Annotated in this window: 21 protein-coding genes and 1 pseudogene; 8 read left to right on the top strand and 14 right to left on the bottom strand. The window is 71.2% G+C overall.

Annotated features, from left to right (window positions below; genetic code table 11):
- A partial coding sequence (locus tag P3T35_RS28350; RefSeq protein WP_280708280.1) for a transposase occupies positions 1-287 on the bottom strand: 287 nt, incomplete at its 3' end.
- Between the two features lie 234 nt (positions 288-521).
- Positions 522-1,415, bottom strand: a complete 894-nt coding sequence (locus P3T35_RS28345; protein WP_101378698.1) for an aldo/keto reductase — start codon at positions 1,413-1,415, stop codon at positions 522-524.
- Between the two features lie 70 nt (positions 1,416-1,485).
- Between P3T35_RS28345 and P3T35_RS28340 the strand changes: the two genes are divergently transcribed.
- On the top strand, positions 1,486-2,472 hold the full coding sequence (locus tag P3T35_RS28340; protein WP_180356288.1) for an ArsR family transcriptional regulator: 987 nt from the start codon (positions 1,486-1,488) through the stop codon (positions 2,470-2,472).
- A gap of 121 nt (positions 2,473-2,593) precedes the next feature.
- On the opposite strand, the gene P3T35_RS28335 is transcribed toward P3T35_RS28340, so the two are convergent.
- Positions 2,594-3,520, bottom strand: coding sequence for a GNAT family N-acetyltransferase (locus tag P3T35_RS28335; protein WP_101378697.1), 927 nt, complete (start codon positions 3,518-3,520; stop codon positions 2,594-2,596).
- A 180-nt stretch (positions 3,521-3,700) separates the two neighbouring features.
- Positions 3,701-3,872: pseudogene (locus P3T35_RS28330) on the bottom strand (LysR family transcriptional regulator); the annotation flags it as partial.
- Between the two features lie 97 nt (positions 3,873-3,969).
- Here P3T35_RS28330 and P3T35_RS28325 point away from each other — a divergent pair.
- Both P3T35_RS28325 and P3T35_RS28320 read left to right on the top strand, forming a co-directional pair.
- Positions 3,970-4,887, top strand: a complete 918-nt coding sequence (locus tag P3T35_RS28325; protein ID WP_101378696.1) for a hypothetical protein — start codon at positions 3,970-3,972, stop codon at positions 4,885-4,887.
- Between the two features lie 247 nt (positions 4,888-5,134).
- The gene (locus P3T35_RS28320) at positions 5,135-5,599 is read left to right on the top strand and encodes a hypothetical protein (RefSeq protein ID WP_101378695.1); all 465 of its coding nucleotides are present in this window, start codon (positions 5,135-5,137) and stop codon (positions 5,597-5,599) included.
- A gap of 120 nt (positions 5,600-5,719) precedes the next feature.
- On the opposite strand, the gene P3T35_RS28315 is transcribed toward P3T35_RS28320, so the two are convergent.
- A complete protein-coding gene (locus P3T35_RS28315) occupies positions 5,720-6,955 on the bottom strand; it encodes an aromatic acid exporter family protein (RefSeq protein ID WP_101378694.1) in 1,236 nt (411 codons plus the stop codon).
- A 150-nt stretch (positions 6,956-7,105) separates the two neighbouring features.
- Here P3T35_RS28315 and P3T35_RS28310 point away from each other — a divergent pair, with 150 nt between their 5' ends.
- On the top strand, positions 7,106-7,978 hold the full coding sequence (locus tag P3T35_RS28310; RefSeq protein WP_101378693.1) for a DUF3626 domain-containing protein: 873 nt from the start codon (positions 7,106-7,108) through the stop codon (positions 7,976-7,978).
- Positions 7,975-8,748, top strand: a complete 774-nt coding sequence (locus P3T35_RS28305; RefSeq protein ID WP_101378692.1) for a nucleotidyltransferase domain-containing protein — start codon at positions 7,975-7,977, stop codon at positions 8,746-8,748. The genes P3T35_RS28310 and P3T35_RS28305 overlap by 4 nt, the downstream gene beginning before the upstream one ends.
- Here the strand turns inward: P3T35_RS28305 and P3T35_RS28300 are convergent.
- Positions 8,735-10,066, bottom strand: coding sequence for a cytochrome P450 (locus P3T35_RS28300; RefSeq protein WP_101378691.1), 1,332 nt, complete (start codon positions 10,064-10,066; stop codon positions 8,735-8,737). The two genes, P3T35_RS28305 and P3T35_RS28300, sit on opposite strands and share 14 nt — an antisense overlap.
- Positions 10,067-10,505: 439 nt before the next feature.
- Between P3T35_RS28300 and P3T35_RS28295 the strand changes: the two genes are divergently transcribed.
- Together P3T35_RS28295 and P3T35_RS28290 are read left to right on the top strand one after the other, a co-directional pair.
- Positions 10,506-11,585: a hypothetical protein gene (locus P3T35_RS28295; protein WP_101378690.1), complete on the top strand. Its 1,080-nt coding sequence runs from the start codon at positions 10,506-10,508 to the stop codon at positions 11,583-11,585.
- Between the two features lie 131 nt (positions 11,586-11,716).
- Positions 11,717-12,766, top strand: coding sequence for a TIGR03617 family F420-dependent LLM class oxidoreductase (locus tag P3T35_RS28290; protein ID WP_180356287.1), 1,050 nt, complete (start codon positions 11,717-11,719; stop codon positions 12,764-12,766).
- A gap of 81 nt (positions 12,767-12,847) precedes the next feature.
- Here the strand turns inward: P3T35_RS28290 and P3T35_RS28285 are convergent, their stop codons facing one another.
- Positions 12,848-13,495 carry an NAD(P)-binding domain-containing protein gene (locus tag P3T35_RS28285; RefSeq protein WP_101384790.1) on the bottom strand — a complete coding sequence of 216 codons (648 nt, stop codon included), beginning with the start codon at positions 13,493-13,495 and terminating at the stop codon, positions 12,848-12,850.
- A gap of 325 nt (positions 13,496-13,820) precedes the next feature.
- Between P3T35_RS28285 and P3T35_RS28280 the strand changes: the two genes are divergently transcribed.
- A complete protein-coding gene (locus P3T35_RS28280) occupies positions 13,821-14,642 on the top strand; it encodes a class I SAM-dependent methyltransferase (RefSeq protein WP_101378689.1) in 822 nt (273 codons plus the stop codon).
- Positions 14,643-14,648: 6 nt separating this feature from the next.
- Here the strand turns inward: P3T35_RS28280 and P3T35_RS28275 are convergent, their stop codons facing one another.
- From P3T35_RS28275 to P3T35_RS28245, 7 genes are all read right to left on the bottom strand, one after another.
- Positions 14,649-15,425 (bottom strand): isoprenyl transferase, encoded by a 777-nt coding sequence (locus P3T35_RS28275; protein WP_180356843.1) that lies wholly within the window; start codon positions 15,423-15,425, stop codon positions 14,649-14,651.
- 146 nt (positions 15,426-15,571) lie between these two features.
- Positions 15,572-17,986: an RICIN domain-containing protein gene (locus P3T35_RS28270; RefSeq protein WP_101378687.1), complete on the bottom strand. Its 2,415-nt coding sequence runs from the start codon at positions 17,984-17,986 to the stop codon at positions 15,572-15,574.
- Positions 17,987-18,028: 42 nt separating this feature from the next.
- Positions 18,029-19,048 (bottom strand): LacI family DNA-binding transcriptional regulator, encoded by a 1,020-nt coding sequence (locus tag P3T35_RS28265; protein ID WP_101378686.1) that lies wholly within the window; start codon positions 19,046-19,048, stop codon positions 18,029-18,031.
- Positions 19,049-19,099: 51 nt separating this feature from the next.
- Positions 19,100-20,899 (bottom strand): glycoside hydrolase family 36 protein, encoded by a 1,800-nt coding sequence (locus P3T35_RS28260; RefSeq protein ID WP_180356286.1) that lies wholly within the window; start codon positions 20,897-20,899, stop codon positions 19,100-19,102.
- Between the two features lie 53 nt (positions 20,900-20,952).
- Positions 20,953-21,798 carry a carbohydrate ABC transporter permease gene (locus P3T35_RS28255; protein ID WP_101378684.1) on the bottom strand — a complete coding sequence of 282 codons (846 nt, stop codon included), beginning with the start codon at positions 21,796-21,798 and terminating at the stop codon, positions 20,953-20,955.
- Positions 21,798-22,736 carry a sugar ABC transporter permease gene (locus P3T35_RS28250; protein ID WP_101378683.1) on the bottom strand — a complete coding sequence of 313 codons (939 nt, stop codon included), beginning with the start codon at positions 22,734-22,736 and terminating at the stop codon, positions 21,798-21,800. Before P3T35_RS28250 ends, P3T35_RS28255 begins: the two co-directional genes overlap by 1 nt.
- Entirely contained in the window at positions 22,733-24,100 is a 1,368-nt protein-coding gene (locus P3T35_RS28245; protein ID WP_101378682.1) for an extracellular solute-binding protein, read from the bottom strand. The genes P3T35_RS28250 and P3T35_RS28245 overlap by 4 nt, the downstream gene beginning before the upstream one ends.
- Positions 24,101-24,504: the final 404 nt, after the last annotated feature.

Here is a 24,504-nt window from a genome sequence, read left to right as displayed (position 1 = left end):
TTCATCCGGCGGGTCTTGCGGTCGGGCCGATCGACCTCGATCACGGTCAGCCCGGCTCGGCGCAGGACACGGGCCAGCTCGGCTCCGTAGGCCCCCGTGCCCTCCACCCCGACTGCGGTAACGGCGCCGAATGAGCTTAGCCAGGCCAGCAGTTGGCGGTATCCCACGCCGGTGGCGGGGAACTCGCGGTCGGCCAGGTGGCGGCCGATCCGGTCGATCACGGCCGCGTGGTGGGTCCTGCCGTGGGTATCCACGCCGCCTGTGACTTCCAGGGCCTGATCCGTCATGCTGGTCACTGCCGTCCTCTCGCTGAACCGGGTGGGGCAGCACGCGCCGGCCGGGCGGGCGGACAAGACAGTGGCGGGGCTTCTGGACCAAGCTCCTATTAGGTCACGGTCGCCCGTCCGGTCGCGTGCGGTGGCTCCTCCAGACGGGCCGACGAATCCCGCAAAGGACAGCCAGCCGGCGTCGGTCAGCCCGTGAGTCAGACCCGCCGGAGAAGCCACCACACATCCTCACTGTCAGCCCAGTGCGTTCAGCTCGGCCAGCTCCGCCTCGGTGAGCCGCAGCGCGCCCGCGGCGACGTTCTCGGCCAGGTGCGCCAGGTCGCCGGTGCCCGGGATGGCCAGCACGTGCGGGCCCTGGTGGAGCGTCCAGGCGATCCGCACCTGGGCCGCCGTCACCCCGTGGGCCCGTGCCACCGCCAGTACCTCCGGCAGCTCGGCGCCGCGCGCCCCGGCCTCCCGGCCGGGACCGGCGATCGAGTAGAACGGCACGTAGGCGATGCCCTGCTCGCCACAGTCGCGCAGCAGCGCCTGCCGCTCACCGGTGGCGTCCCCGACGCCGTACAGGTTCTGCACGCACACCACCGGTGCGACCGCCCGGGCCTCGGCGAGCTGGTCGGCCGTCACATTGGACAGGCCCAGCTGCCGGATCAGCCCGGCCTCGCGCAACTCGGCCAGCACGCCGAAGCGTTCGGCGATCGAGTCGGTGCCGAGCACCCGCAGGTTCACCACGTCCAGGTGGTCGCGGCCGAGTTGGCGCAGGTTCTCCTCCACCTGCCCGCGCAGCTGCTCCGGGCGGGCATGCGGCAGCCAGTCGCCCGCCGGGCCACGCCCTGGGCCCACCTTGGTGGTGATCACCAGATCGTCGGGGTAGGGGGCCAGCGCCCGGTTGATCAGCTCATTGGCACTGCGCAGCGCGGAGAAGTAGAAGGCGGCGGTGTCCAGGTGGTTGACGCCGAGGTCAACGGCCCGGCGCAGCACCCGGATCGCCTGGGCGCGGTCGCGCGGCGGACTGCCGGGTGCGAAGGCCGCGCCGTGCTGCGGGAGGCGCATGGTGCCGAAGCCGACCCGGCGCACCCGCAGGTCGCCGAGGGTCCAACTGCCGGAGGCGGTAGCCGTTTCTGAAGTCATGCCGGAATGATCACCACGCGCTAGGGTGCGACGGAACCGATTCGGACATCCGTGAATCCAAGGTGGTGGCGTGCCGGCTGAACTGGACTTCTCGGTGGACGACCTGGCCCGGCTGCGGTTCGCCGTCTCGCCGCTCTGGGAGGTGGTGGCCAGCTACCGGCTGCTGCGATCGGCCGCCGCGCATCCGGTGCACCGGCGCTGGGCCGAGCAGGTCAGGCCGCGGGTGACGGCCGCCGGGCTGGACGGCGGCTGGCTGGCCGAGCTGTTCGCGCACCCCGGGTACGCCCCCGACTTCCTCAACCCGGCGCCGACCGGCCCGGCCCCCACACTGGCCGAGGAGTTGGCCGTGCTCACCGCCACCCCGGCCGACCGGGTGCGACGCGATCTGGACCACCTGGCGCGCCATCAGGGCCCGTTGGGGCCGAGGCTGCGCGCCCTGCACGCGGACCCGCCGGCTCGGCTCGACCGGCTGGCCGCCGAGATCGAGGCGTACTGGCAGCTGGCGCTGGCGCCCTACTGGTCCCGGATCCGTGCCGTGCTGGACGCCGACCTCTTCCACCGGGCCCGGCAGGTCGCCGAGCGCGGCGCCGGACACCTCCTCGACGACCTGCACGAGTCGCTGAGTTGGGACGGCACCCGGCTGCGGCTGCGCGGTCGGAAGCAGTCCTTGGCCCGCCGGCGCACCGGTCCGGGCCTGGTCCTGGTTCCCGTCGCCTTCGGCGGGGACCGCGTGCGCAGCCGGATCGCGCCGCCCGACCCGCCGCAACTCGCCTACCCCGCCCGGGGATCCGGCACCCTCTGGGAGCCCCGGCCGACCGCGGACGGCGCCGCCCTGGCCGCCGTGCTCGGCCGCTCCCGCACCCGTCTGCTGATCGAGCTGGACACCCCCGCCAGCACCACCGAACTCGCCCACCGCACCGGCCTGTCCGCGGCCGCCGTCTCCCAGTACCTCACCGCCCTGCGCGCCGCCGGGTTGGTGAGCGCGCACCGCGCGGGGCGCTGGGTGCTGTACGCCCGCACGGCGGCGGGGGAGACGCTGCTGGCGGCGTCGGGGTGAGGCGGCCGCGTTCGGTGGATCGTGGCAGGGGGCGCGGGGCGACGGGAACGGTCCTTCGGGCGTAACTGTCGGCACCCGCAGGCGGGGTGCCGGCGGCATGCCTCTCGGTTCCCGTTCCGCGCTAGTCGGTGCCGAGTGCCTTGCCGTAGACCGCGGAGCTGCGACGGATCGTCATGCCCACCCGCTGGTACAGGGCCAGCGCGCCGGTCTCCGAATGCGTCCACAAGGTGCAGGTCCGGCGGCCCTGGCGGTAGAAGGCGCGGAACGACTCCCGCAGCAGCAAGCGGGCGATCCCCCGGTTGCGGTGGTCATTGCGGACCGCCACCCGCTCGACATAGCCCTCGTCACTGCCCGGGACGCTCAACGACAACACCGCGCCGACCATCTGATCGCCGGCGAAGGCGACCGGTGAGAGCGCCGGTGCGAAGGTGTCGCGCTCGACGGTGCGCCGGGCCCACTCCTGGTACGACTTGCGCCGCTTCTGCCACTCGTCGAAAGCGTCCTCGGTGAGCTGGTAGGCGGCCTGCTCGTCACCGGGGCGGAACCAGCGCACGGTGATCCCGGGCGGCGGCGCGGGCACCGCCGGCTCGGCGGCCAGCGCGATCTCCAGCAGCCACTGGGTGACGAACGGCTCGTACCCACGGGACCGCAGCAGCTGCACCGCCGCCCGATCCTCGTTCGAGATCGTCTGGCTGAGCCGCTCACTGCCCGTCCGCCGGGCCCGCGCCTCGGCCCAGTCGAGAAGCACACCGCCCAGCCCCTTCCCCCGATGGCCGGGGTGCACGTCGACCGTGCTGCGTCGACCGCCGTGTACCCAGGCCCAACCAGCAATCTGCTCAAACGAGTTGAGTACCAGCAGGGTGTCGGCGGCCAGATCGATGCCGGGCAGGGTGAGATCGGCCACCGTCCGGTCGGGCTCGGTCTCGGGCGCGCCGAGCAGCTCGCGTTCGCAGGCGGCCACCAGCTCGTGGATCGCGCGGGCGTCGGCCACGGTCGCCGCCCGACACCGGTAGGAAGCCGGGAACGGCGTTGAGAACGGATCAACCATGACGTGACTATCCGTCAATCGATCTCCCCGTGTCGACCGGGTTGCCGAATCCAGGACACCCTCAGGGCTCCGGAGTCACGGGTTCGGAACGGCGCCGCTCCCGAAGGCCGCGGCCCGCAGCGCGGCCGCGAGGCGGACGACGGGCTCGCTCGGCGACTGCGGAAGCCGGGCCAGCAGCAGGCGCCGCAGCTCAAGCAACTCCGTGCCCGCGACCCGCTCCAGCGAGGCGATCTGCCGGGACACCGCCGACTGGGTGTACCCCAGCGAGGCCGCGGCCGCGGTGAAGGTCCCCCTGCTCGGCCACCGCGCGGAACAGGCGTAGCGCGGTCAGCGACACATCCGTGAAGTCCATGACGGACAACGCCCGGCGGCTATGGGTGGTTTCGGAGCAGCTGCTCGCGGACGTGGGCTGACGCACTGCTGTCACCGGCGTGTGCAAGAGTCTGCCCATGCTCGAAATCGTGGTGCAGACGGAGAACTGGGAGCGGTACGTCCGCGTGTCCGCCGAGGAACTGGCCGGGCTGATCCGGCGGATCGGCGATGCAGGGGACCGGTTCCTGGTGGTCCAGCGAGTGCCCGACCTGCCCGACGTCTTCGCTCAGGTATGGCACGAGGCGGGCGGTGACTACACGCTGGAGTACCGCGACGGGGCTGCCGACCGGCACTTCCAGACGATCGTCCAGACTCCGGAAACCGTGATCGCGGCGCTCACCGGCTGGGCCCGCCAGGTGGCCGGGTGGGAGGCCGAACCGGCCTGGTCGCGGCTGGACATGGGGCCGAGCGAGGAGGTCCCGCCGCTCGATCTCGACGAGGCCGAGCAACGGGAGTTGGAGCAGCGGGTCCGCGTGGTGCTCGTCGGCGGCTATGCCTCCCGCACCGAACTGACCGAGCTCGCCGAGGAGTACCTGGTCACCGCGGACCGTCGGCCCGTCTCGCGCGGGCAGGCGACGGCCCTGGTCGATCGGCTGTGGCTGGAACGCGTTGCGGAGCAGGCCGGTTGGCAGGGCATCACCGACCCCGAGCGGCTCACCCGTGCCTTCGCCGCGCTGGACGAGGCCGGCATCACCGCCCGCGAGAACTTCACTTGCTGCCGCGGCTGCGGCCAGTCCGAGATCAGCGCCGAGGGCCAGCCCGACGCCCGCGGCTTCGTCTACTTCCACACCCAGTGCACGGACTCCGCCGCGGCCGGCCACGGACTGACGCTCCTCTACGGCGGTTTCGACGGCTCTGCGGAGACCACCGCGGCCATCGGCCACGAGGTCGCCGCAGCCCTGGAGGCGGTCGGCCTCCCCACCGAGTGGAACCACGACCCGAGCCGCGCCATCACCGTGACACCGCTGGCCTGGCGCCGGCGCCTGGTCGGCTGAGGGGTGAGGCATTTCGCCGAGTTGATGCATGTCGGTGCGCAAGTGCCGTGAATGTGCGCATGTATCGCGGACCGTCTCGCCTGGATCCGGCGCCTTCCCAGTGACCTGCGGGAATGCCATCATGGGCCTGCCCAACTCGCTGTGAGCGCGCCTTCGTTGGACGAAAACCCCAATCATGCGGTGACGCGGCACAGCCATGTCGTCAACCGGCCCTCCCCGAAGCCGGTTTGAAGGAAAGAGGAATCCCATGCGCGGACTTGTTCGCCGGATCGCACCGGTGCTGGCGGCCGTCACCATGGCCGGCGGCGTCACCCTGGCCTCGGCGTCCAACGCCTCGGCCAGCGGGTGGGGTTGCTCGGGCAACGAGGTCAGCGGCTCGCCGTACGCGGTCCCGGCGACCGGCACGGCGTTCAGCTACGTCCACCTGTTCTGGGACGCCTCCACCGGCCAGAACTGCGCGGTCAACGTGAAGGCCGGAAGCCTCTACGGCGTGTCGACCTACACCGGCATCACCCTGATCGAGTGCTCGCAGACCGTCGGCGGCGGCGCCTGCACCGCCATCGACGAGAACGACGACTGGAAGAACTACAGCTACTACGCCGGCCCGGTCCACGTGTCGGCCGCCGGCCAGTGCATCGGCATCGTCGCGGAAACCGAGAACACCGCCAACGTCTCCGCCCTCTGGCAGAGCCCGGCCTTCCACTGCGGCTGATCGACCGGTTGCCCAACGCATGACGCCCTGCGAGGGCGGCGGACTCCGGCCGCCCTCGCAGGCCGCTCTCGCATGTCCCGCTGACGGCGCCCGCTTGCCCCGTCCTCCCCTGCGAGGCTGTCACTCCCGGCCTCGCACCGTTCGGGCTACCCGTTCCGCCAGTCGGCCCGCGAAGCCGAGGCGCTCCAGGCGGGTGCCGTTGGCGACGGCGGCGCGGTCGAGTTCCTCCATCAGGCGGCGGGTGCGGTGTTCCAGATCGAGTTCGTCCAGGATGCGGTCGGCCTCGGCGAGGAGGGCGCCGTGGAGCTGCCAGGCGAGGGGGTGCTCCTGGATGCGGCGGAGCATCTGCTGGGCGAGGTTGTCGCGGATGGTCCAGGCGGCCGCGAGGTCGGAGGTGAGGCGGTCCTCGGCCTCCTGGGCGCTGCGGCCCACCTGGTCGGTCACCATGACGGCGAAGCTGACCAGCGCGCCGCCCAGGTGGTCGAGCAGTTCCTCCATGCCGAGGGCCAGTTCCGGGGCCAGCAGTTGTTCGTCCTCGCCGCGCCGCTTGGCCAGGTCGGTGAGCGAGCGGGCCAGCACCCGGATCACCACGACGCAGATCTCCAGGGTGTCCAGGCCGGTGCGCAGCACGAGGCGGGAGAGCAGGCCCTCGCGGATCCGGGGGTTGAACCGCAGGCTGTCCTCGGCCTGGCGCAGGGCCGCGTCGACCTCGGCGATCGCCTGGTCGAGTTCGCGGGCCTCGTGCAGCCGGGCGGCGGCGCGCGCCACCGGGGTCGGGCGGCCGAGCTCCTCGGCGATCTCCAGCAGCAGGTGGCGGGCCCGGCGGGCCAGGTCCTCGATGGACTCGCCGGCGGTGTCCACCCAGACCGGCGGCGCGAGCACCAGGTTGAAGACCAGCCCGACCACCGCACCGATCAGGGTCTCCAGCACCCGGTCCCAGGCCTGGGAGCCCACTTGGGTGACGCCGAGGATCAGCATCGCGCTGATCGCCACCTCGCTGACGAACTCGTCGACCCGCACCAGGTGGCCGATCATCAGCGAGGCCACGATGATCAGCGCCAGGCTCCACCAGGACAGCCCGACCACCGCACTGAACAGGACCGCGATCAGCACCCCGACGACCACCGCGGCGATCCGGCGGATGCTGGTGGTCAGCGTGGAGTAGACGGTCACCTGCACCACCAGCAGCGCGGTGAGCGGTGCGGTCAGTGGGGCGCGCTGGCTGCTCAGGTGCACTGCCACGATGTAGGCGATGGTGGCCGCGGCGGTAGCCCGGATGGCCTGATCGACCACCGGCCGTCGCAGCCACTGCTTCACCGTTGCCGCCGTGAGCGGCTCACTGGGTGCGAGGGGCATGCTCCGGCTCCTTCCCGCGCGTCGGCTCGCTCAGTGCGGCTTCACGGAATTCGCACCCGGATGCCCGGGCTGAATGATCATCAGATAGCGGCCGGACCTAGCTGACAATCTGATGGCGGCTGATGATCGAGGTCAGGCACAATGCCAGCCATGACTGCTGACCCGACGCCGGGAGCGACGCCCGCCGAGCGTGCGCTGCGGCATGTCGCCGGGCTCGCCGGCGGGCCCCCGCTGGACCGTCGGCTGCCGCTGACCCTCAACTTCCACCCCGACCGGCTGGTCGACGGCGAGCCGATCCTGGCCCGGATGGCGGCGGACGGCGTCTACCGCTCGCAGTTCACCACCGGTACCAGCAACGGCGGGCTGAGCGCCTTTCCCGGCGGCGACCGCTGGCGCTGGGAGAGCCGGATCTTCGGCGAGGCCTACGACGCGACCGAGCCGCAGCACCGCCCCGTCTACGGCGCGCTGAACTTCCGCCGCCGGCCGTTCGGCGCCGCCCCGCGCTTCGGCTCCGCGCACTTCCGGCTGACGGCCGAGGCCCTGGAGCGCACCACCTTCTGCTACCCGGACAGCTTCACCGAACCCACCGACTTCGGGGTCGCGGACCGGATGGGCCTGATCGAGCTGGCCGCGGCCGACCGGCGGGACGCGCTGGACGACTACATAGAGGCCCAGGTGCACGGCGCGGTCCGGTTCGACCGCGATGTCACCGCGTTGGTGCTGGACCCGAGTTACCGCGGTACCGAGGTCGAGGCGGCCGCCCGCCGGCTGCCCTGCCCGGTGCAGTGGCATCCCGGCTGGCGGATCGCCGCGGCCCAGCTGCGCCGGTACCCCGACTTCCGGGGGCCGGAGTACGTGGCGCTGGCGGAGGAGGTCGCCCAGGACGGCATGCTGGACCCGCGCATCATCGGCGACGCCGCCCGCACCGGGCGCCACGACCCGCAGGCGCTGAAGAAGGTGTGGCACTACCTGGCCCGGTTCGGCGCCCCCGCATCCACATGCACGGCAACAGGAGACGCATGACCGACGACGAGTTCCTGGCGCACCTCACCGAGCGGCTGGCCGCCCTGCCCACCGTGCGGGCCGTCGCCCTCGGCGGCTCCCGGGGCCAGGGCACCCACACCGCGGCCAGCGATTGGGACGTGGCCGTCTACTACCGCGGCCCGTTCGACCCCGCCGACCTGCGCGCCCTGGGCTGGCCCGGCGAGGTCTCCGAACTCGGCGGCTGGGGCGGCGGCGTCTTCAACGGCGGCGCCTGGCTCACCGTGGACGGTCGGCGGGTGGACGTGCACTACCGTGATCTCGACGCGGTGGAACGGATCCTGACGGACAGTCGGGAAGGCCGCTTCGACATCGAGCCGCTGCTGTTCCACCTCGCGGGCATTCCCAGCTATCTGCTGCTCGCCGAACTGGCTGTCAACCAGGTGCTGCACGGCAGCCTGCCGCGCCCCGACTACCCGCAGGCGCTGCGCCGCGCCGCCGCCGAGGAGTGGCACGGCCGGGCCGCGCTGACCCTGGGGTACGCCAAGGCGGCCTACCCGAAGGGCGGCCAGGTCACCGAGCTGGCCGGCGCGTTGGCCGTGGCGGCGGCGCAGACCGCGCACGGGATCCTGGCCGCGCGGGGGGAGTGGGTGACCAACGAGAAGCGGCTGCTGCAGCGCGCCGGGCTGCGCGGGTTCGACGAGGTGCTGTGCTCGCTGACGCCGGCCCCGGAGGTGCTGGCGCGGGCCGTCGCGGCGGCCGAACGGCTCTTTCAAGAGGCCTGCGGCCGACAGGACTTCAGCGCCGGGTGACCCGCAGCCGCAGCCCCCGCGGCGTCAGGGTGCTCTTGGCGACCGGCTTCACCGGAGGGCCGGCCACTGGGGTGAACTGCCAGCGGGCGGCGAGCATGGCGAGCGCCAAGGTGGCTTGGGTCAGCGCGAACTGGTCGCCGATGCACTTGCGCGGGCCGCTGCCGAACGGGAGGAACGTGGTGCGGTCGGGCTTGCGCTCCGACCAGCGCTCCGGGTCGAAGCGTTCGGGCTCGGGGTAGAAGTCCGGGCGGTGGTGGAGCAGATACGGGCTCCAGGCGACCTGGGTGGCCGTCGGGAAGGCGTGTCCGCCGAGCTCCACCGGCTGGGTGGTCTCCCGGGTGAGCATCCAGGCCGGCGGGTAGAGCCGCAGCGTCTCGGTGATCACGTTCGCGGTGGTCCGCAGCGCCGGGAGATCGGCAGCGGTGGGCAGTGAACCGGCCAGCACGGCGTCGGCCTCGGCCTGCAGCGCGGACTGCACCCGTGGGTGGCGGGAGAGCAGGTGGAGCGCCCAACCCAGCGTGGCGGCAGTGGTCTCCGTCCCGGCGACGAAGAACGTCCGCAACTGGTCACTGATCTCATGGTCCGTCAGAACCGCCTGGCCGTGCGGGTCCTCGGGGTCGACGGTGCCCAGCAGACTGGAGAGCAGATCGGCCGGACCGGTGCGATCGGTGCGGCGGTGGCCGATGATCTCCCGAAGTGTCCTGCCGAACCGCTCGGTTGCCAGCTGGTAGCGCTGATTGGCCCGCGTCGGCAGCTGGTTGAGCAGGGCGGGGCTCACGATCTGCCGGAACGAGCCGTTGAGCAGCGTCGTGAGATCGGTCAGCAGCAACTGCTCGACCTGGGACGGTAGTTCGGCGGCGAACATGGCCGACACCGAGCTGCGCATCGTCATCGTCATCAACTCGCGGCTGACGTCGATGAGCTGGCCGTCCTGCCAGGTGCCGATGCGGTGTTCGGCCGCGGCCGTGAAGTGCGGGGCGTACTCCGGGATCCGGTGCGGATGGAAGGACGGCTGGCAGAGCCGCCGTTGGCGCCGGTGGCGGCTGTGCGGGCAGCCGGCCAGCCCGTCGCCCACCACGTCCTGGGAGCGCTGGTAGATCGGGCCGACCTTGTCGAAGGACCGGTCGTCCAGCAGCAGTCGCCGGGTGAGCTCCGGATCGCACACCACGACCACGGGGTGCGTGCCCAGCCGCACCCGGACCAGCTCGCCGTGCCGCGGCAGGCCGCGGACGAACCCCAGAGGGTCGCACAGGAGTTGCAGGGCGTGCCCGAGCACGGGGAGGGCGCCGGGGACCGTCGGAATCGCGGGCGCCTTCATGGGTGGGATCGTGGACGTGGTGGCCATGGCTCCGTTCCGTCGGCTCCGGGGGCTGCTGCTCGACTCTCGCCCTACCCAGCTTGGCAGTCGCCGACGCGCCCACGGCTCAGGCAGGCCGTCCCGTCGGCCGGATCGTGGTTGCCGAGCGTGAACGATCGCCGCTCAGCGTGGGGGAAATGTGATCGGCATATTGACGGCGAACCGTCAGCCATCTACGGTCATCGCCCAGACGTCGATCGCTGTTCGATGTCTGCAGCACTCAGGGGGAAGAGGCCTGACTCATCGTCAGTCGCTGCACGGTCTGACGCGACGTCAGCCTGCGCGGATCGCTCGGCCTTGATCACACCGGCGGAACCCGCTGCGGCTCCATACCGCGTTCCCCGAGAACGGCACGCCTGCACCGACCCCTCACTGAGCAGGACCCGAGAGAGGACCCCGTATGGGAATCCGACGCACCTCCGCCCGCACCGTCCTGGCCGCCGCCGTCACCGCCTCGCTGCTCGCCGCAGGCTCGGCCGCGTTCGCCGCCCCGGCCGGCGCCGACCCGGACCACGCGTACCGCCACGGCGCCGTTCCGATGCTCGGCACGGCCCAGGACGCGGCCGCCACCTCCTCCGTGAACATGAGCTACGGCGGCGGCGCGGGCAGCCCGAAGATCGGCGTCACCACCGGTGCGCCGCGCGTCTACCTGGTCTTCTGGGGCTCGCAGTGGGGCAAGAAGAGCACCAACGCCCAGGGCTACACCACGCTGAGCGGGGACTCCACTGGCACCGCCCCGCGCCTGCAGGCTCTCTTCAAGGGGATCGGCGCCAACCACGAGACCTGGTCCGGCGTGATGACCCAGTACTGCGAGGGCATCGCCACCGGCGCCCAGAGCTGCCCGAGCAACGCCAAGCACGTCGGCTACCCGACCGGCGGCGCGCTGGCCGGTGTCTGGGTGGACGAGTCCGGTGCGGAGCCGTCCGCCGCCAACGGCCACGACCTCGGCGTCGAGGCCGTCAAGGCGGCCGGCCACTTCGGCAACACCACCGCCGCCAAGAACCGCAATGTCCAGTACGTCGTCGTCTCGCCCTCCGGCACCTTCCCGGACGGCTTCAACACCCCGAACGGCGGCTTCTGCGCCTGGCACGACTACACCGGTGACACCACTCTCAACGGCGGTGCCGTGCCGTCGAAGTACGGACAGCTGGCGTTCACCAACATGCCCTACGTCACCGACGCGGGCGCCAGCTGCGGCCAGAACTTCGTCAACGCCGGCACCGCGGGCAACCTGGACGGCGTCACCATCGTCGAGGGCCACGAGTACGCCGAGACCATCACCGACCAGAACCCGGCCGGTGGTTGGACCTCCAGCGACGGTCAGGAGACCGGCGACAAGTGCGCCTGGGTGAACACCGGCACCGGCGCCTCGGCCAACGTCAAGTTCGCCACCGGCAGCTTCGCGATGCAGTCCACCTGGGCCAATGACGCCAGCAGCGGCAAGGGCGGCTGCGAGATGAGCCACTCGATCATCAAGTGACCTGATCACTGGATGACTTCGACCTGATCGCCGTCCGGTCCGCAAGCCGGGCGGCGATCAGTGCTCCCTGGGGACGCAAAGGCGCCCGGATAGGCTGACGTGCCATGATCCGCCGCCCCAGGGAGAACCACATGACCGATGCACCCCTGCGCCTGGACGTCACCGCTGCCGGCGGCCCCGCCGAGGGGCTCGCGCTGGCCGTGGCCGCCGAGCGGCGCGGGCTGGACCGGATCAGCATGTCGGAGACCTCGTACAACCCGTTCCTCCAACTCGCCCGCGCCGCCGACCGCACCGAGTCGATCGAGCTCGCCACCGGCGTCGCCATCGCCTTCGCCCGCACCCCGATGACCCTCGCCTACGAGGCCTGGGGGCTGCACGAGGCATCCGGCGGGCGCGCGGTGATCGGACTGGGCTCGCAGGTCAAGACGCACATCGAGCGACGTTTCGGGATGCCGTGGGACCGCCCGGCCGCGCGGATGCGGGAGTACATCGCCGCCGTCCGGGCGATCTGGCACAGCTGGCAGACCGGCGAGCGGCTGGCGTTCCGCGGCGAGTTCTACCGCCACACCGTGATGACCCCGGTCTTCGCGCCCGACCCGATCCCGCAGGGCACCCCGCCGATCCTGCTGGCCGGGGTGGGGCCGCTGATGACCGAGGCGGCCGGTGCGATGGCCGACGGATTCCTCAGCCACCCGTTCACCACGACCGACTACCTGCGCGGCACGGTGCTGCCGCGGCTGCGGGCGGCCCGTGGAAAGGTGGAGGCGGAGCAGGCGCCGTGGACCGCGCGCCCGTTCGAGGTGGTCGGCCATGTGCTGACCGCCACCGGTCGCACCGAGCAGGAGTACACCGAGAACCGCCGCCAGGTCCGCGAGCGGATCGCCTTCTACGCCTCCACCCCCGCCTACCGGGCCGTGCTGGAGACCCACGGCTGGGGCGAACTGCACGACCGGCTGCACCCCATGTCGGTGCGCGGCCGCTGGCAGGAGATGGGCGAGCTCATCGACGACGAGGTCTTCGCCGCCTTCGCGGTGGCCGGGGAGCCCGCCGAGGTCGCCCGGGAGATCCGGCGACGGTACGCCGGCCTGGTCGACCGGCTCTGCGTCAGCGGGCCCGACGGCGCCGACCAGGAGCCGCTGCTGGACGTGCTGACCGAACTGCGTGCGCTCGACCAGGGCTGAGCACAGCCGGGCGGGGTGTGCATTCAGGGGTTTGCACACACCGCCCGGTCAGTGATCAGCGCGCGACGACCGCTACGGCGATCAGGCCGTGACCACGGCGAAGTTGAACGGCTTGCCGTCCAGCTTGCCGTACAGCTGGACCCAGAGCGGCAGGACCAGCTCGGTGCCGCCCGCGGTGGACAGCTCACCCAGGTCGATGATCTGCGCCGAGCTCCAGCCGAACTCCTGGAGCAGGTCGGTCACCACGGTCTTGGCGTCGGCGTCGTCGCCGCTCACGAAGACGTTGTGGTGGCCGGGGACCAGGCTCGGCTCGACCATCACGATGTTGTTCATGGTGTTGAGGGTCTTCACCACCCGCGCGCCCGGGAAGGCCCGCTGGATCTGCTCGGCCACGCTCAGGCCGTCCTTCTGGAGGACCTTGGGCGGGAAGCCCGCCGAGAAGTCCAGCGGGTTGGAGACGTCCACCACCACCTTGCCGTCCAGGTTCTCCGCGCCCGCGGCGGTGAGCACGTCGAGCGAGACGAGTCCGGCGGTCGCGTTCACCACCAGCTCCGCGTCGGCCGCGGCCTGCGCGAAGGTGCCGTGCGAGCCGCCCTGCTCGGCAGCCCACTGCGCGGCGTTGGTGTTGTCCGCCGTGCGCGAGCCCAGGGTGACCTGGTGCCCGTTGGCCACGAAGGCGCTCGCCAGGCGACGGCCGACCTCACCGGTGCCAAGAACAGCGATCTTCATGATCATTACCTCCCAGCGTATAACGAAGTTGACTGACTGTCAGATTAGACGGTCAAAATGAACGATGAGGTTCAATGCTTCGGAGTCGCTGGAGTGGCGGCCCCTCGGGCGGCTGCCCAGGGGAGGAGGGCAGCCGCCCGAAAGGGCCATCGGCGGGCGCCGGGCCGGTGACCGAAATGCGGCCCGGGCGCCGCAGCGACGCTAACCCGGGCCGGCTCTGCGAGGGACCGGTCCTGACGCGTCCTTGACCCCGGAAGTGCCAGTCCTGACGGCGCGTTGACGAAAATGAGGAGCGCTCGGGCGCTCGGACCGACAGGATGTCGGGATGGCGATCGACGAGGCGGGCGAGCAGAGCAGGATCTTCGGCGAGGTGGCGGATCTGTATGACGCCGCCCGGCCCGGATACCCGTCGGAGCTCTTCGACACGGTGCTTGACTATGCGAAGTCGGCCGAGCACAGCACCGCGCTGGAGATCGGTGCCGGGACGGGCAAGGCGACGGTGCCGCTCGCCGCGCGGGGAGTCCCGCTGGTCTGCGTGGAGCCCGATCCCCGGATGGCCGAGGTGCTGCGCCGCAACACCGCTCGCCACCCCGGCGTCACCGTCGAGGTGGGCGGCTTCGAGGAGTGGCAGCCGGGCGAGCGCAGGTTCGGGCTGCTGTTCGCGGCCACCTGCTGGCACTGGATCGACCCGACGCGGCGATGGGAGCTGGCCCACCAGGTGCTCGAACCCGGCGGCAGCGTGGCCCTGTGCTGGAACCCGCAGGGCGTGCTCGACCCCGAGTTGCACGCCCGACTCACCGAGCTCAACCGGCGCCACGGCGTGTCCGGCCCGATGTTCGACCTGGCCGCCGACTACCACGAGGCGCCGGGCACGGACGGTGCGGACCGCGCGTACGACCACTGGCCCGAGGCCGAGTGCCGCCGCGACGGCCGGTTCACCGACCTGCGCTCGCTCCGCTTCCGCGAACCGGTGCGCTACGACAGCGAAAGCTACGTGCGGCTGCTGGCCTCGATCTCCGCCTACCGCGTCCTTCCCGCCGACGCCCGGGCCCGCGCCCTCGACGCCGTCGCCACCCTGCTCGACGCGCACGGCGGCGGCATCGACCTGATCCAGTTCAGCGATCTGTTCCTGGCCCGCCGCCGCTAGGGCGGGTCACTTGCCGTACCGGCGCTCCCGGTTGGCGTAGGAGCGCAGCGCGCGCAGGAAGTCGACGCGGCGGAAGGCCGGCCAGAAGGCGTCCACGAAGTGCATCTCGGCGTAGGCGGACTGCCAGAGCAGGAAACCGGACAGGCGCAGTTCGCCCGAGGTGCGGATCACCAGGTCGACCTTGTCGTGCCCGGTGCTGGAGTAGAGATGGCGGCTGATGTGGTCGACCTCGAACTCCGCGACCAGGTCGGCCGGGTCGCCGCCGAGCGCCATGTGGGTCTCGAACGCCGCCCGCACCGCGTCCGCGATCTCGCGCCGGCCGCCGTAGCCGACGGCGACATCGACCCGCATGCCGCCGCGGCCCGAGGTGGCGGCGGCCGCCTCCTTGAGGGTGCGGGCGGTGTCGCCGGGCAGCAGGTCGAGGGCGCCGATCACCTGGACCTCCCAGGGGAGGCCCTCGGCCGAGATCTCCCGCACGGTCTGCTCGATGATCCCGATCAGCGGCACGAGTTGCTCGGCCGGCCGGTCCAGGTTGTCGTCGGAGAGCATGAAGAGCGTGACGTGTTCGATCCCGGCCGCCGTGCACCACTCCAGGAAGCCGGGCACCTTGGCGCCGCCGACCCGGTAGCCCTCCCGCACGTCCTCGTGGCCGGCCCGCCGCGCCCAGCGGCGGTTGCCGTCGAGCATGATCCCGACGTGCTTCGGTGCCGGCAGCCCGACCAGGGTGGCGGCGAGCCGCCGCTCGTACAGGGCCTCCATGGGGCGTCGGACCCAGAACGGCAACAGTCTCATCGGCACGCTCCCTGACGGTTGGTGACTGGAGGTCCCGACGGTAGCACTGCCTGCCGAGCCGCGAGGGCGCCGTACTCCCGTGTGCCGCCGGGCCGTTCATCACACCGGCCCGGCGGAACACCTCAGGTGACGGAGCGTCAGCCGGTGACCTGGACGACCGCGGTCTGGCCGGCCGGGACGGTCACCGTCGCGTAGCTGTAGGTGTTGCCGTCGACCGTGGTGGTCTGCACCGGCTGGGCGACGCCGTTGACGGTGATCCCGCTGTGGCCGCCGGTGAACTGCGCCGTCCAGGTGAGGGCACCGGTGCCGGAGGTGTTGGTCAGGGTCGACTTGGTGAGGCCGTCATGCCGCAGGGTCACCGTGTGCGAGCCGATCGGGATCGAGGTGAGCTGCAGGTAGCCGATGTCGCCCGGGAGTTGGGCGTGGGTGGTGAGCGCGTTCGCGGCGGCGTTCGGCTGGACTCCCATCAGGCCCTGCACGGTCTGGCTCAGCAGGGTGAAGGAGACCTCGGGGTAGTCGCTGTTGAGGAAGCCGCCCGAGTGCTGGTTGTTGATGTTGTTGTAGATGTACTGCATCCACTTCCAGCCGGTGGCGCTCATGTTGTGGGCGAAGAAGACGTCTGGGAGGTAGGTGTCCGCCTCCAGGTTGCTCGGTGCGCCCGTCCCGGAGGCCTGGCCGTCGATGAAGTTGAGGTAGTTGGTCTCCCGGTAGCCGGAGTTCATGATGCCCTTGAGCGGCATGAACCAGGAGTTCTCCTTGCCCCAGTCGGTGTAGGCGGTGCCGCTGGTGTCATAGGCCCGCACCACGGTGTTCCAGTTGCGCGGGTTCCCGCTCCACGCGTTGTTGTAGTAGGTCTTCAACTGGGTCGCCAGGTTGGTGTACTTGGTGGCGTCCGCGGTGTTGCCCTTGGCGGTGGCCAGCGCGGCGGCGGCCAGGTAGGCCTGGTACTGCGAGCCGATCGAGTCGCCCGACTCGGCGAGAGTGGCGCCGTTCTCGTTGTAGCTGGCCACGCCCTGGAAGATGTCCCCGCTGCTCGCCTCGGCGATCGGCACGCCGTTGTTGTTCAGCGGCCCGGTGTGACCGGCGATGAACGGGCCGGTCGTGTTGGCCACGTACGTGGAGAGCGTGGGGTCGTTGAGGTAGTCGCTGTCGCCGGTCCACTGGTAGGCGTCGTTGACCTTCTGGGCCAGCTCGAACGGCGCCGGCAGCTCCCGGACGAAGTCGGTCGGGCTGTGGTAGTCGATCGAACCGGGCGTCTTCGCATCGAAGTTGACCGACCAGTACGGGTCGTAGTTCTGCCCGGCGGTGGCGGAGGCGGCGAACGACTTCAGCATGGTCTTGTTGTCGGCGTCGAGACCCAACAGGTGGGCCCCGGCCAGCTGGTGGGCGAAGTCGCGCGAGTAGAAGTCGGAGCGGAACGGGTAGCCGGCCCAGTAGGTGTTGCTGTAGACGCCCTGCCCGGCGCCGCCGGAGTTGTTCTCGTCCGCGTTGATCGGACCGGTCGAACCCGGCTGGCTGGCGAAGGAGTTGGCCTTGGTCTTGGCCCAGTCGAAGAGCGCGGCCAAGGTGGCGTTGTCGGAGCTGACCTGCGGGTTGTTCGGCGCCGACTGAGCAACCGAGATGTCGTCGACGTTCACCCAGCCGGTGGGCGCGGAGCCGATCGCCACGGTCACCGCGTCCCCGGCATGCACCTGGACGCGCGGCAGCGTGTACTTGGCGTAGGTGGACTGGCTGGGCAGCGTCAGGGTGGCCGCGGTGCTGCCGTTGACCTGGACGCTGAAGCTGCCGCCCGCGGCGCCGGTCGCGATCCAGGCGCTGACGTCGTAACTGCCGCCCTGCGGTGCGGTGATGCGCTGGCTGACCTGGTAGCCGGTGCCGGCGTCCAGGTAGGCCGCGGTGCTGCCCAGGTGCGGGTTGTTGCCGGCGGTGCCGGCGTGCGCCGTGAGGGTCCAGCCGCTGCTGCCCTGCTCGAAGCCGGGGTTGGCGAACTGCAGCGGGTCGGCCCGGGTCAGCAACCACTCCTGGTTGTTGCCGCCGTTGCAACTCCACTGCTGGATCTGGGTATTGGGAGTCGCGGAGCCGTTCGGCAGATCCAGGCAGAGCGCCGGGTTCTGCGGGTGGATCACGGTGCTGCCGTCGCCGGCCGTGCCGAGCGTGAACTGCTCGCCGGTGCTGCCGTCGCAGGCGTTCTCGACCAGTGCGGCGCCGGATGCCGTGCCCGGGACGCTGAGGCAGGCGCTCGCGGCGGCCCGGTCGGCGATGGTCCAGCCGCCCTGGCCGTTGGCGGTGAGCTGCCAGCGCTGGCTGAGCAGGTCCTGGCAGGGCTGCTGCACCACCGGGGTCCCGGTGGCGGTGGCGGCCCACTGGCCGCCCAGGCACTGGCCGGTGGCGGCGGAGGCCAGGAAGTAGGAGCTTCCGGAGACCACGGCGTCGCTGGTGGCGGCGTCGGCCTGGCCGGCCGGTATCAGACTGACCGCGCCGGCGGCCAGCGAGACCAGGCCCAGATGCGCGTGGATGCGGTGGCGGAAGCGGGAGCGGGTGCGGTGCGGCAAAGGATCCTCCGACAGCGTTGTTGGGGGAGTGCCCCGACGGCCTCAGGTGGGGGGCCGCCGGTCGAGGTGGGGGCCGGTCGTGCCGCGCACGACGACCTCGGGTTGGAACATCAGCTCACCGGGCGGGACTTGACGCCCCGACAGCAGGCCGACCAGGCCGCGTGCGACCTCGGCGGCCAGCCGGTCCACCGGTTGGCGCACGGTGGTCAGCGGCGGGTCGGTGAACTCCATCAGCGGGCCGTCGTCATAGCCGATCACCGAGACGTCCCCGGGGACCGACAGGCCCTGGCGGCGGACGGCGCGGATCGCGCCGAGCGCCATCTGATCGCTGCAGGCGACCACGGCGGTGCAGCCGTCGGCCAGCAGCCGTTCGGTGGCGAACTGGCCGCCCTCGACCGAGTAGGTCTGGCGGACCACCAGTCCGGAGTGGTCGCCCAGACCCAGCGCGGCCATGGCGGCCCGGTATCCGGCCACCCGGCGATCGGCGGGCCGATTGCCCACCGGCCCTGCGGCCATGCCGATCCGGGTGTGGCCGAGCTGCCGCAGATGACGGACCGACAACTCGGCGGCATAGCCGTCATCGCTGGAGTAGGCGATCGAATGGCCGCCCTGGAAGCAGCCGTTGATGCAGACGTACGGCACCGCGCGGCTCTCCAGCAGGTGCAGCACCTCGGGGTCGAACTGGTCGAGGGTGTTGCTGGCGGAGCAGAAGACGATGCCGGTGGCGCCCAGGTTGAGCAGCGACTTGAGGAAGTCCCGCTCCTGGACCCCGCCCGGCAGTGCCGGGCAGACCACCGCGCGCAGCCCGTGCGGGGCCAGCGCCAGCCCGATCTGCTCGGCCAGCACGCTGAAGATCGGGCTGGACAGCCCCGGCGTGATCACACCGATCACACCGCCGCCGGCGATGCTGCGCTCATAGCCGAGTTCGTCCAGCGCCTGCTCGACCAGCTGCCGGGTCCGCGTCGAGACGCCGCTCTTGCGGTTCAGCACCCGGCTGACGGTCGCCAGACTCACCCCGGCACGCTCGGCGACCTCGGTGATCTTCACCTTCTCCTGCTCCATACCACCCTCGAATACGTTGCTGCCTGTGCTGCCCGAACGGCGGCAACTATGTCATTCCGCGTCCCGAGCGACCCGGCAGAGCCCACCGGGCGGGACGGCCACGGCGTGCAGACCGGGGGTGAGCTTCAGGGTGAGCGGCGGCTGCGGACGGCCGGCGGCGTCGAAGACGTCCAACTGGACCGTCCGGGGTGCCCCGGTGACGTCCAGCAGCAGACGGCGGGCGGGGGTGGCGTTGATCAGGGTGAGCTCGCGCCAGCCCTCGGTGGGCAGTTCGGCAGGGCGGTCGACGTAGCTGGTGATCACCCACTGGTCGCCATGACGGGCCGTCACCTGCGGGTAGAGCTCGTCGGGGCGGCCCGGCTCGTAGTGGCCGCCGGTGAGCGCCGGTTGCAGCTCGCGCCAGACGCCCAGCCAGAACGCCAGGGTCTCCCGGTGCGGTTCGGAGAGCTCGGAGAGCCGGGCCGACAGCTGCGGCACGGCGTGCAGCGCGCCCTGCAGCTGGCGGGCCATGGTCTGCGGGGTGGCCTGCGGGTCCCACATCAGCATGTCGGAGTGGACGGCGCCGCCGGGTGCCAGCAGGCCGATGTCCAGGGTGCGGATCCGGTTGGCGACCGCGTCGGCCGGGCAGTCGACCGCGCGCAGGGCGTTGCCGAAGGCGGTCATCGCGGGGCCCGCGTACGGCTGGCGCAGCTCGATCACGAAGTCGTCGCCGCGCAGCGCCCGCAGCTCCTCGCGCAGCCGGGTGAGCAGCTGGGCCATCGCCTGGTCGACGTCGTGCAGATAGCCGGCGCCGAGCTCGTCGGGGATCGGCGCACCGGCGTAGACGGTGGCCTCGTCCAGGAAGTCGACCTTCAGCCCGTCCAGTCCATGAGCCTCGACCACCTCGCGGCAACTGCGCACGATGTGCTCGCGGACCTCGGCGTGGCGCGGATCCAGGATCCGGCAGTCCAGGCTGTGCACGTACTCCGGGGCGTAGCGGGCCCAGTCCAGGTAGGCCTCCGACCGCTCGCCGAGCAGCAGCGGGGCGATCCAGGCCACATAGCGCAGGCCCAGGCCGCGCACGGTCTCGACGTGGGCGCGCAGATCGGGGAACTTCGCGGGATCGGGCTGCCAGTCGCCGCAGCCCGCGTAGCCGCGCCCGTTGGCGTGCAGCTGCCAGCCGTCGTCCAAGAAGAGCTGGCCGCAGCCGAGTTCGGCCGCCACCGCCGCCTCCCGCTCGACGGCAGCGGCGCTGACGTCCTGGGTGAAGGCGTACCAGGTGGAGTAGACCGGGGTGCGGCCGAACTCCGGGACGGGCAGCGGCGCACCGCCGGGCAGCGTGGCGAACCAGTCGCGCAGCTCGCGCAGCGCACTCGCCACGCTCTGGCCGGGCGCGGCGAGCCGCACCCGCAGGGTGGCGCCCGCGGCGAGCCGGCAGCGCAGCCAGATGCCGAAGCGCTTCTGCTCCTCCGAGACGCCGAACCGGATCGCGGTCTGCTGGGCGGTGCGGTCGGCGCCGAAGGCCAGCAGCGTGGCACCGCTGCTGTCGTACAGGCAGCCGACCGGTGCCGAGTCGGTCAGCGACACCGCCCGCCAGGGCGACCAGTCGGCGGGCACGGTGCGGACCCAGCCGGCGTTCGGGTGCCAGTAGCCGGCCGCGTCGCCCAGCGGTACGTCCAACCGCAGCGTCAGTTCCACGGGTTCGGCGGCGGTGACCAGGACCAGGTCTTGACTGTACGTCAACTCGACGGATCCGGCGGGTGCGTGGGCGCTGATCCGGGCGTCGTGCAGCTGCAGCTGCTCGGTGCCGGGGTGCCACTGGTCCGGGGTGAAGGTGGGCAGCGCGGTGAGGTCGATGGAGCCGGTCTCCACTGGGAGCCTTCCTGGAATGGGGGTCGGTGGTCGGTCTGAGCTCGCAGCCCGAGTCACTGCTTGACGGCTCCGGCGAGCATCCCGGAGACGAAGTGCTTCTGGAGGAAGAGGAACAGCACGGCCATCGGCACGGCCGCGACGGCGGTGCCGGTCAGCAGCTGGCCGTAGTCGACGTCGGAGCTGCCGGTCAGCGCGGCCAGCGCGACCGGGATGGTGTACGAGGACGGGTCGCGCAGCGCGACCAGTGGCCAGAGGAAGTCGTTCCACTGGAACAGGAAGAGGAACATCGCCAGGGCCGCCAGGGCCGGCTTCATGGTGGGCAGCGCGACCCGGAAGAACAGCCTCAACTCGCCGCAGCCGTCGATCCGTCCGGCCTGCAACAGCTCGTCCGGCAGCGCGCGCATGGACTGGCGCATCAGGAAGATGCCGAACGGCAGCGCCAGATTGGGCAGCAGCACCGCCTGGTAGGTGTTCAGCCAGCCCAGGTTCACCATCAGCTTGAACAGCGGCACGATGGTCAGCTGGGTCGGCACCACCAGGGCGAGCAGCAGCACCGAGAAGAGGAAACCGCGGCCGCGGAACCGGAACTTGGCGAAGCCGTAGCCGGCCAGCGTGCAGACGACGCCGCCCAGCACTGTGTAACTGGTGGCCATCAGAACGGAGTTGAGCACCACCCGGCCGAAGTCGACCGAAGTCTGCAGGTGGGCCAGGTTGTTGCCGAGTTCACCGCCGGGCAGCAGGTGGGGCGGTCGGCCGAAGATGTCGTGCTGGTTGTGGGTGGCGGCGATCAGCAGCCAGTACAGCGGTGCGACCGTGAAGGCGAGCAGCACCAGCAGCAGGCCGGTCAGCAGCACCTGGCCGCGCTTGCCGGCGCGGAAGGCCGGTCCGGTGCGGGCCATCAGTCCTCCTCCTTGGCCAACTTGACCTGGATCAGGCCGAAGACCGAGATGATCAGAACCAGCGCGTAGCCGATCGCCGAGGCGTAGCCGAAGTCGAAGTACCGGAACCCGGTCTGGTACAGGTAGACGCCGATCGTGGTGGTCGCGTTGTCCGGGCCGCCGCCGGTCATGATGAACGGCTCGTCGAACAGCTGCAGGGTGCCGATGGTGGAGAGCACCACCGTGAGCAGCAGGGCCGGGCGCAGACCGGGCAGGGTGATGTGCCAGAACCGGCGCCAGGCGCCCGCGCCGTCCACCGCGGCGGCCTCGTAGTGCTCGTCCGGAATGCCCTGCAGCCGGGCCAGGTAGATCACCGCGTTGTAGCCGGTGTAGTGCCAGGTGAGCGCCAGCATCACCGAGACCTTGGCCCAGAACGGGTCGGTCAGCCAGTGCACTTCGGGCAGCCCGACCAGGCTCAGCAGCCAGTTCACCGCCCCGGAGTCCTGGTTGAGCAGCGCGCCCATCATCAGGCCGTAGGTGACCAGGCCGGTCACCACCGGCAGGAAGAAGCCCAGTCGGAACAGCGGCTTCCAGCGCAGCAGCGCGGAGTTGAGCGCCACCGAGAGGCCGAGCGCCAGGCAGAGCATCACCGGCACCTGCACCACCAGGATCAGCCCGGTGTTGCCCAGGGCCTTCCAGAACAGTGGATCGTGGATCAGTCGCTGGTAGTTGCCCAGTCCGGTCCAGGTCTGCGTCATCCCCTCGGTGTGGTAGAGGCTGAGGACGAAGGACCAGCCGATCGGGTAGAGCCGGAACGCGGCGAACAGGGCCAGTGCGGGCAGGATGAAGAGGTAGGGAGCCAGCCGGGCGGTGCCCCCGCCGGTGCGGCGTGCGGTGCCGGCCGGTCGGGCGGGCCTCTTGCCGCGCTCTTCGGCTCGCTCCCTGACGGCCAGGCTCATGCCTGCGACCTTCGGGTCTGCTGGGCCAGTTGGGAAGCGGCGGCCTTGAGGGCGGCGGCCGGGTCGGCGCCCTGCAGCAGCACCTTGGTCTGCGCGTCGTCCACGGCCTTGAGCGCCCGGGCGTAGTCGGAGGTGTAGTTGGTGGGCGTCGACGGCTTGGCGAGCTCCTCGACGAAGACCTCGGCGTACTTCTGGCCGCCGAAGTACGGGTCGCTCTGGTGGAAGACCGGGTCGTCGTAGGCCTTGAGCAGGGCCGGGAAGATGCCCTTGGCCTTGAAGATCGACACCTGCGAGTCCGGCCGGGTGAGCGCGAACTCGGCGAAGGCGAAGGCGGCGCGCTGGTTCTTGCTGGTGCCGGAGACCGCCAGATGCGTCGAGTTGACGATGGCGGACCGGGACCCGCCCGGGGTGACGGCCGGCGGCAGGATCAGCTGCCAGTCGCCCTTGAGGTCGGGGGCCAGGGTCTCCAGGTAGCCGCCGTACCAGGCGGGGTCGGGGCAGATCGCCACCTTGCCGGACTTCACCGCGGTGTCGTAGCCGGTGATCCCCGGGGAGCCCTGCACATCGGCCAGCAGCCCGGCGTCGTCCATCTCCTTGATCAGCGTCAACGCCCGTGCGGCTTCGGGGGAGTTGAGGGTGATCTTGCCGTCCAGGTTGAAGTAGAAGGCGCCCTGGAGCTGCATCAGCAGCTGGAACAGGTTGGCGGAGTCGGCCTGGGAGGCGGACTTGTCGACGGCGAACAGCGCGGTGCCGGTGGCGGCCTTGACCTTCTTGCCGGCGACGATGACATCGTCCCAGGTCAGCAGCGAACTCGGGTCCACGCCGGCCTTCTTGAACAGGTCGGCCCGGAGGAAGAAGCCGGCGGCATTGGCCTCCCAGGGCAGCGCGTAGACCTTGCTGCCCCGGGAGACGGTCTGCCAGAGGCCCGGGGCGAAGGAGGTGGCGTACTGGTTCGCGCCGAGTTGGCTCAGATCGGCCAGGCCGCCCGGGAACTTCTCGATGTAGCTCGGCAGATAGTCCACGCCGATGTGCAGCAGATCGGCCAGCCCCTGGCCGCCGGCCTCCATGGCAATGGTGATCTTGTCCCAGATCGCCGGGTTGCCGATGTCCTGGACGTTGACCTGGACCTTGGGGTGAACGGCGTTGAACGCCGGTATCAGCGCCCTGAGTTCGGCGGCCGGGTTCTTCCAGCTCCAGACCGTGATCGACCCCGATGGCTCGCCCGAGCCGCCCGTCACCGCGCCGCTGCCACTGGAACCGCCGCACGCGGCCAGCGTCCCGGCGCCACCAGCGGCCAGTGCCGCGGCGCCCAGGCCCCTCAGAAATCCGCGCCGACTCGGTCCGCCCACGACTCTGCCACCCATGCCTGGGTCTTCCTCCCTCGAAGCGTGCCACCACACCGCACAGCGGTGGCGGCACGCGTGCCTCGGCCGTCTGTGTCGCCGACGGCCGAGCAGGAATGTAGTCAACCGAACGGATGTGAACAATAGTTTTCGCACTGTTTTCGTTGTGCAGTGCGAAAACGAGATGCAAGGATCCGGGCCGGCTGGTCCGGCGGGGCGGTGTTCTCACTGGCTGCCACGGGTGTTGACGGCATGTAGGGCCTGGTGGGCGCGGGTGGATGCGACTGCTGCCAGACTGTTGACTTGTAGTGGAATCTGTTTGATCCTGTTTGGCGGGCGAGGGCCCATGCCCGCTGCGGCCACATCCGGCGAGGGGTGGCCGCGGCGGGTCCATCGGCGCAGGTTGGCCGAGCTGACGGCACGGG

Source organism: Kitasatospora sp. GP30, assembly GCF_029892145.1.
GTDB classification, from domain to species: Bacteria; Actinomycetota; Actinomycetes; order Streptomycetales; family Streptomycetaceae; genus Kitasatospora; species Kitasatospora acidiphila.
This window is presented reverse-complemented; position numbering and strand designations above follow the sequence as displayed.

Coding starts and splice junctions, on each gene's coding strand:
- P3T35_RS28295 (WP_101378690.1), top strand. CDS start 10,506: ATGGGAATCCGACGCACCTCCGCCCGCACCGTCCTGGCCGCCGCCGTC.
- P3T35_RS28280 (WP_101378689.1), top strand. CDS start 13,821: ATGGCGATCGACGAGGCGGGCGAGCAGAGCAGGATCTTCGGCGAGGTG.
- P3T35_RS28300 (WP_101378691.1), bottom strand. CDS start 10,066: ATGAAGGCGCCCGCGATTCCGACGGTCCCCGGCGCCCTCCCCGTGCTC.
- P3T35_RS28245 (WP_101378682.1), bottom strand. CDS start 24,100: ATGGGTGGCAGAGTCGTGGGCGGACCGAGTCGGCGCGGATTTCTGAGG.
- P3T35_RS28255 (WP_101378684.1), bottom strand. CDS start 21,798: ATGGCCCGCACCGGACCGGCCTTCCGCGCCGGCAAGCGCGGCCAGGTG.
- P3T35_RS28285 (WP_101384790.1), bottom strand. CDS start 13,495: ATGAAGATCGCTGTTCTTGGCACCGGTGAGGTCGGCCGTCGCCTGGCG.
- P3T35_RS28265 (WP_101378686.1), bottom strand. CDS start 19,048: ATGGAGCAGGAGAAGGTGAAGATCACCGAGGTCGCCGAGCGTGCCGGG.
- P3T35_RS28320 (WP_101378695.1), top strand. CDS start 5,135: ATGCGCGGACTTGTTCGCCGGATCGCACCGGTGCTGGCGGCCGTCACC.
- P3T35_RS28335 (WP_101378697.1), bottom strand. CDS start 3,520: ATGGTTGATCCGTTCTCAACGCCGTTCCCGGCTTCCTACCGGTGTCGG.
- P3T35_RS28250 (WP_101378683.1), bottom strand. CDS start 22,736: ATGAGCCTGGCCGTCAGGGAGCGAGCCGAAGAGCGCGGCAAGAGGCCC.
- P3T35_RS28310 (WP_101378693.1), top strand. CDS start 7,106: ATGACTGCTGACCCGACGCCGGGAGCGACGCCCGCCGAGCGTGCGCTG.
- P3T35_RS28315 (WP_101378694.1), bottom strand. CDS start 6,955: ATGCCCCTCGCACCCAGTGAGCCGCTCACGGCGGCAACGGTGAAGCAG.
- P3T35_RS28305 (WP_101378692.1), top strand. CDS start 7,975: ATGACCGACGACGAGTTCCTGGCGCACCTCACCGAGCGGCTGGCCGCC.
- P3T35_RS28345 (WP_101378698.1), bottom strand. CDS start 1,415: ATGACTTCAGAAACGGCTACCGCCTCCGGCAGTTGGACCCTCGGCGAC.
- P3T35_RS28325 (WP_101378696.1), top strand. CDS start 3,970: ATGCTCGAAATCGTGGTGCAGACGGAGAACTGGGAGCGGTACGTCCGC.
- P3T35_RS28290 (WP_180356287.1), top strand. CDS start 11,717: ATGACCGATGCACCCCTGCGCCTGGACGTCACCGCTGCCGGCGGCCCC.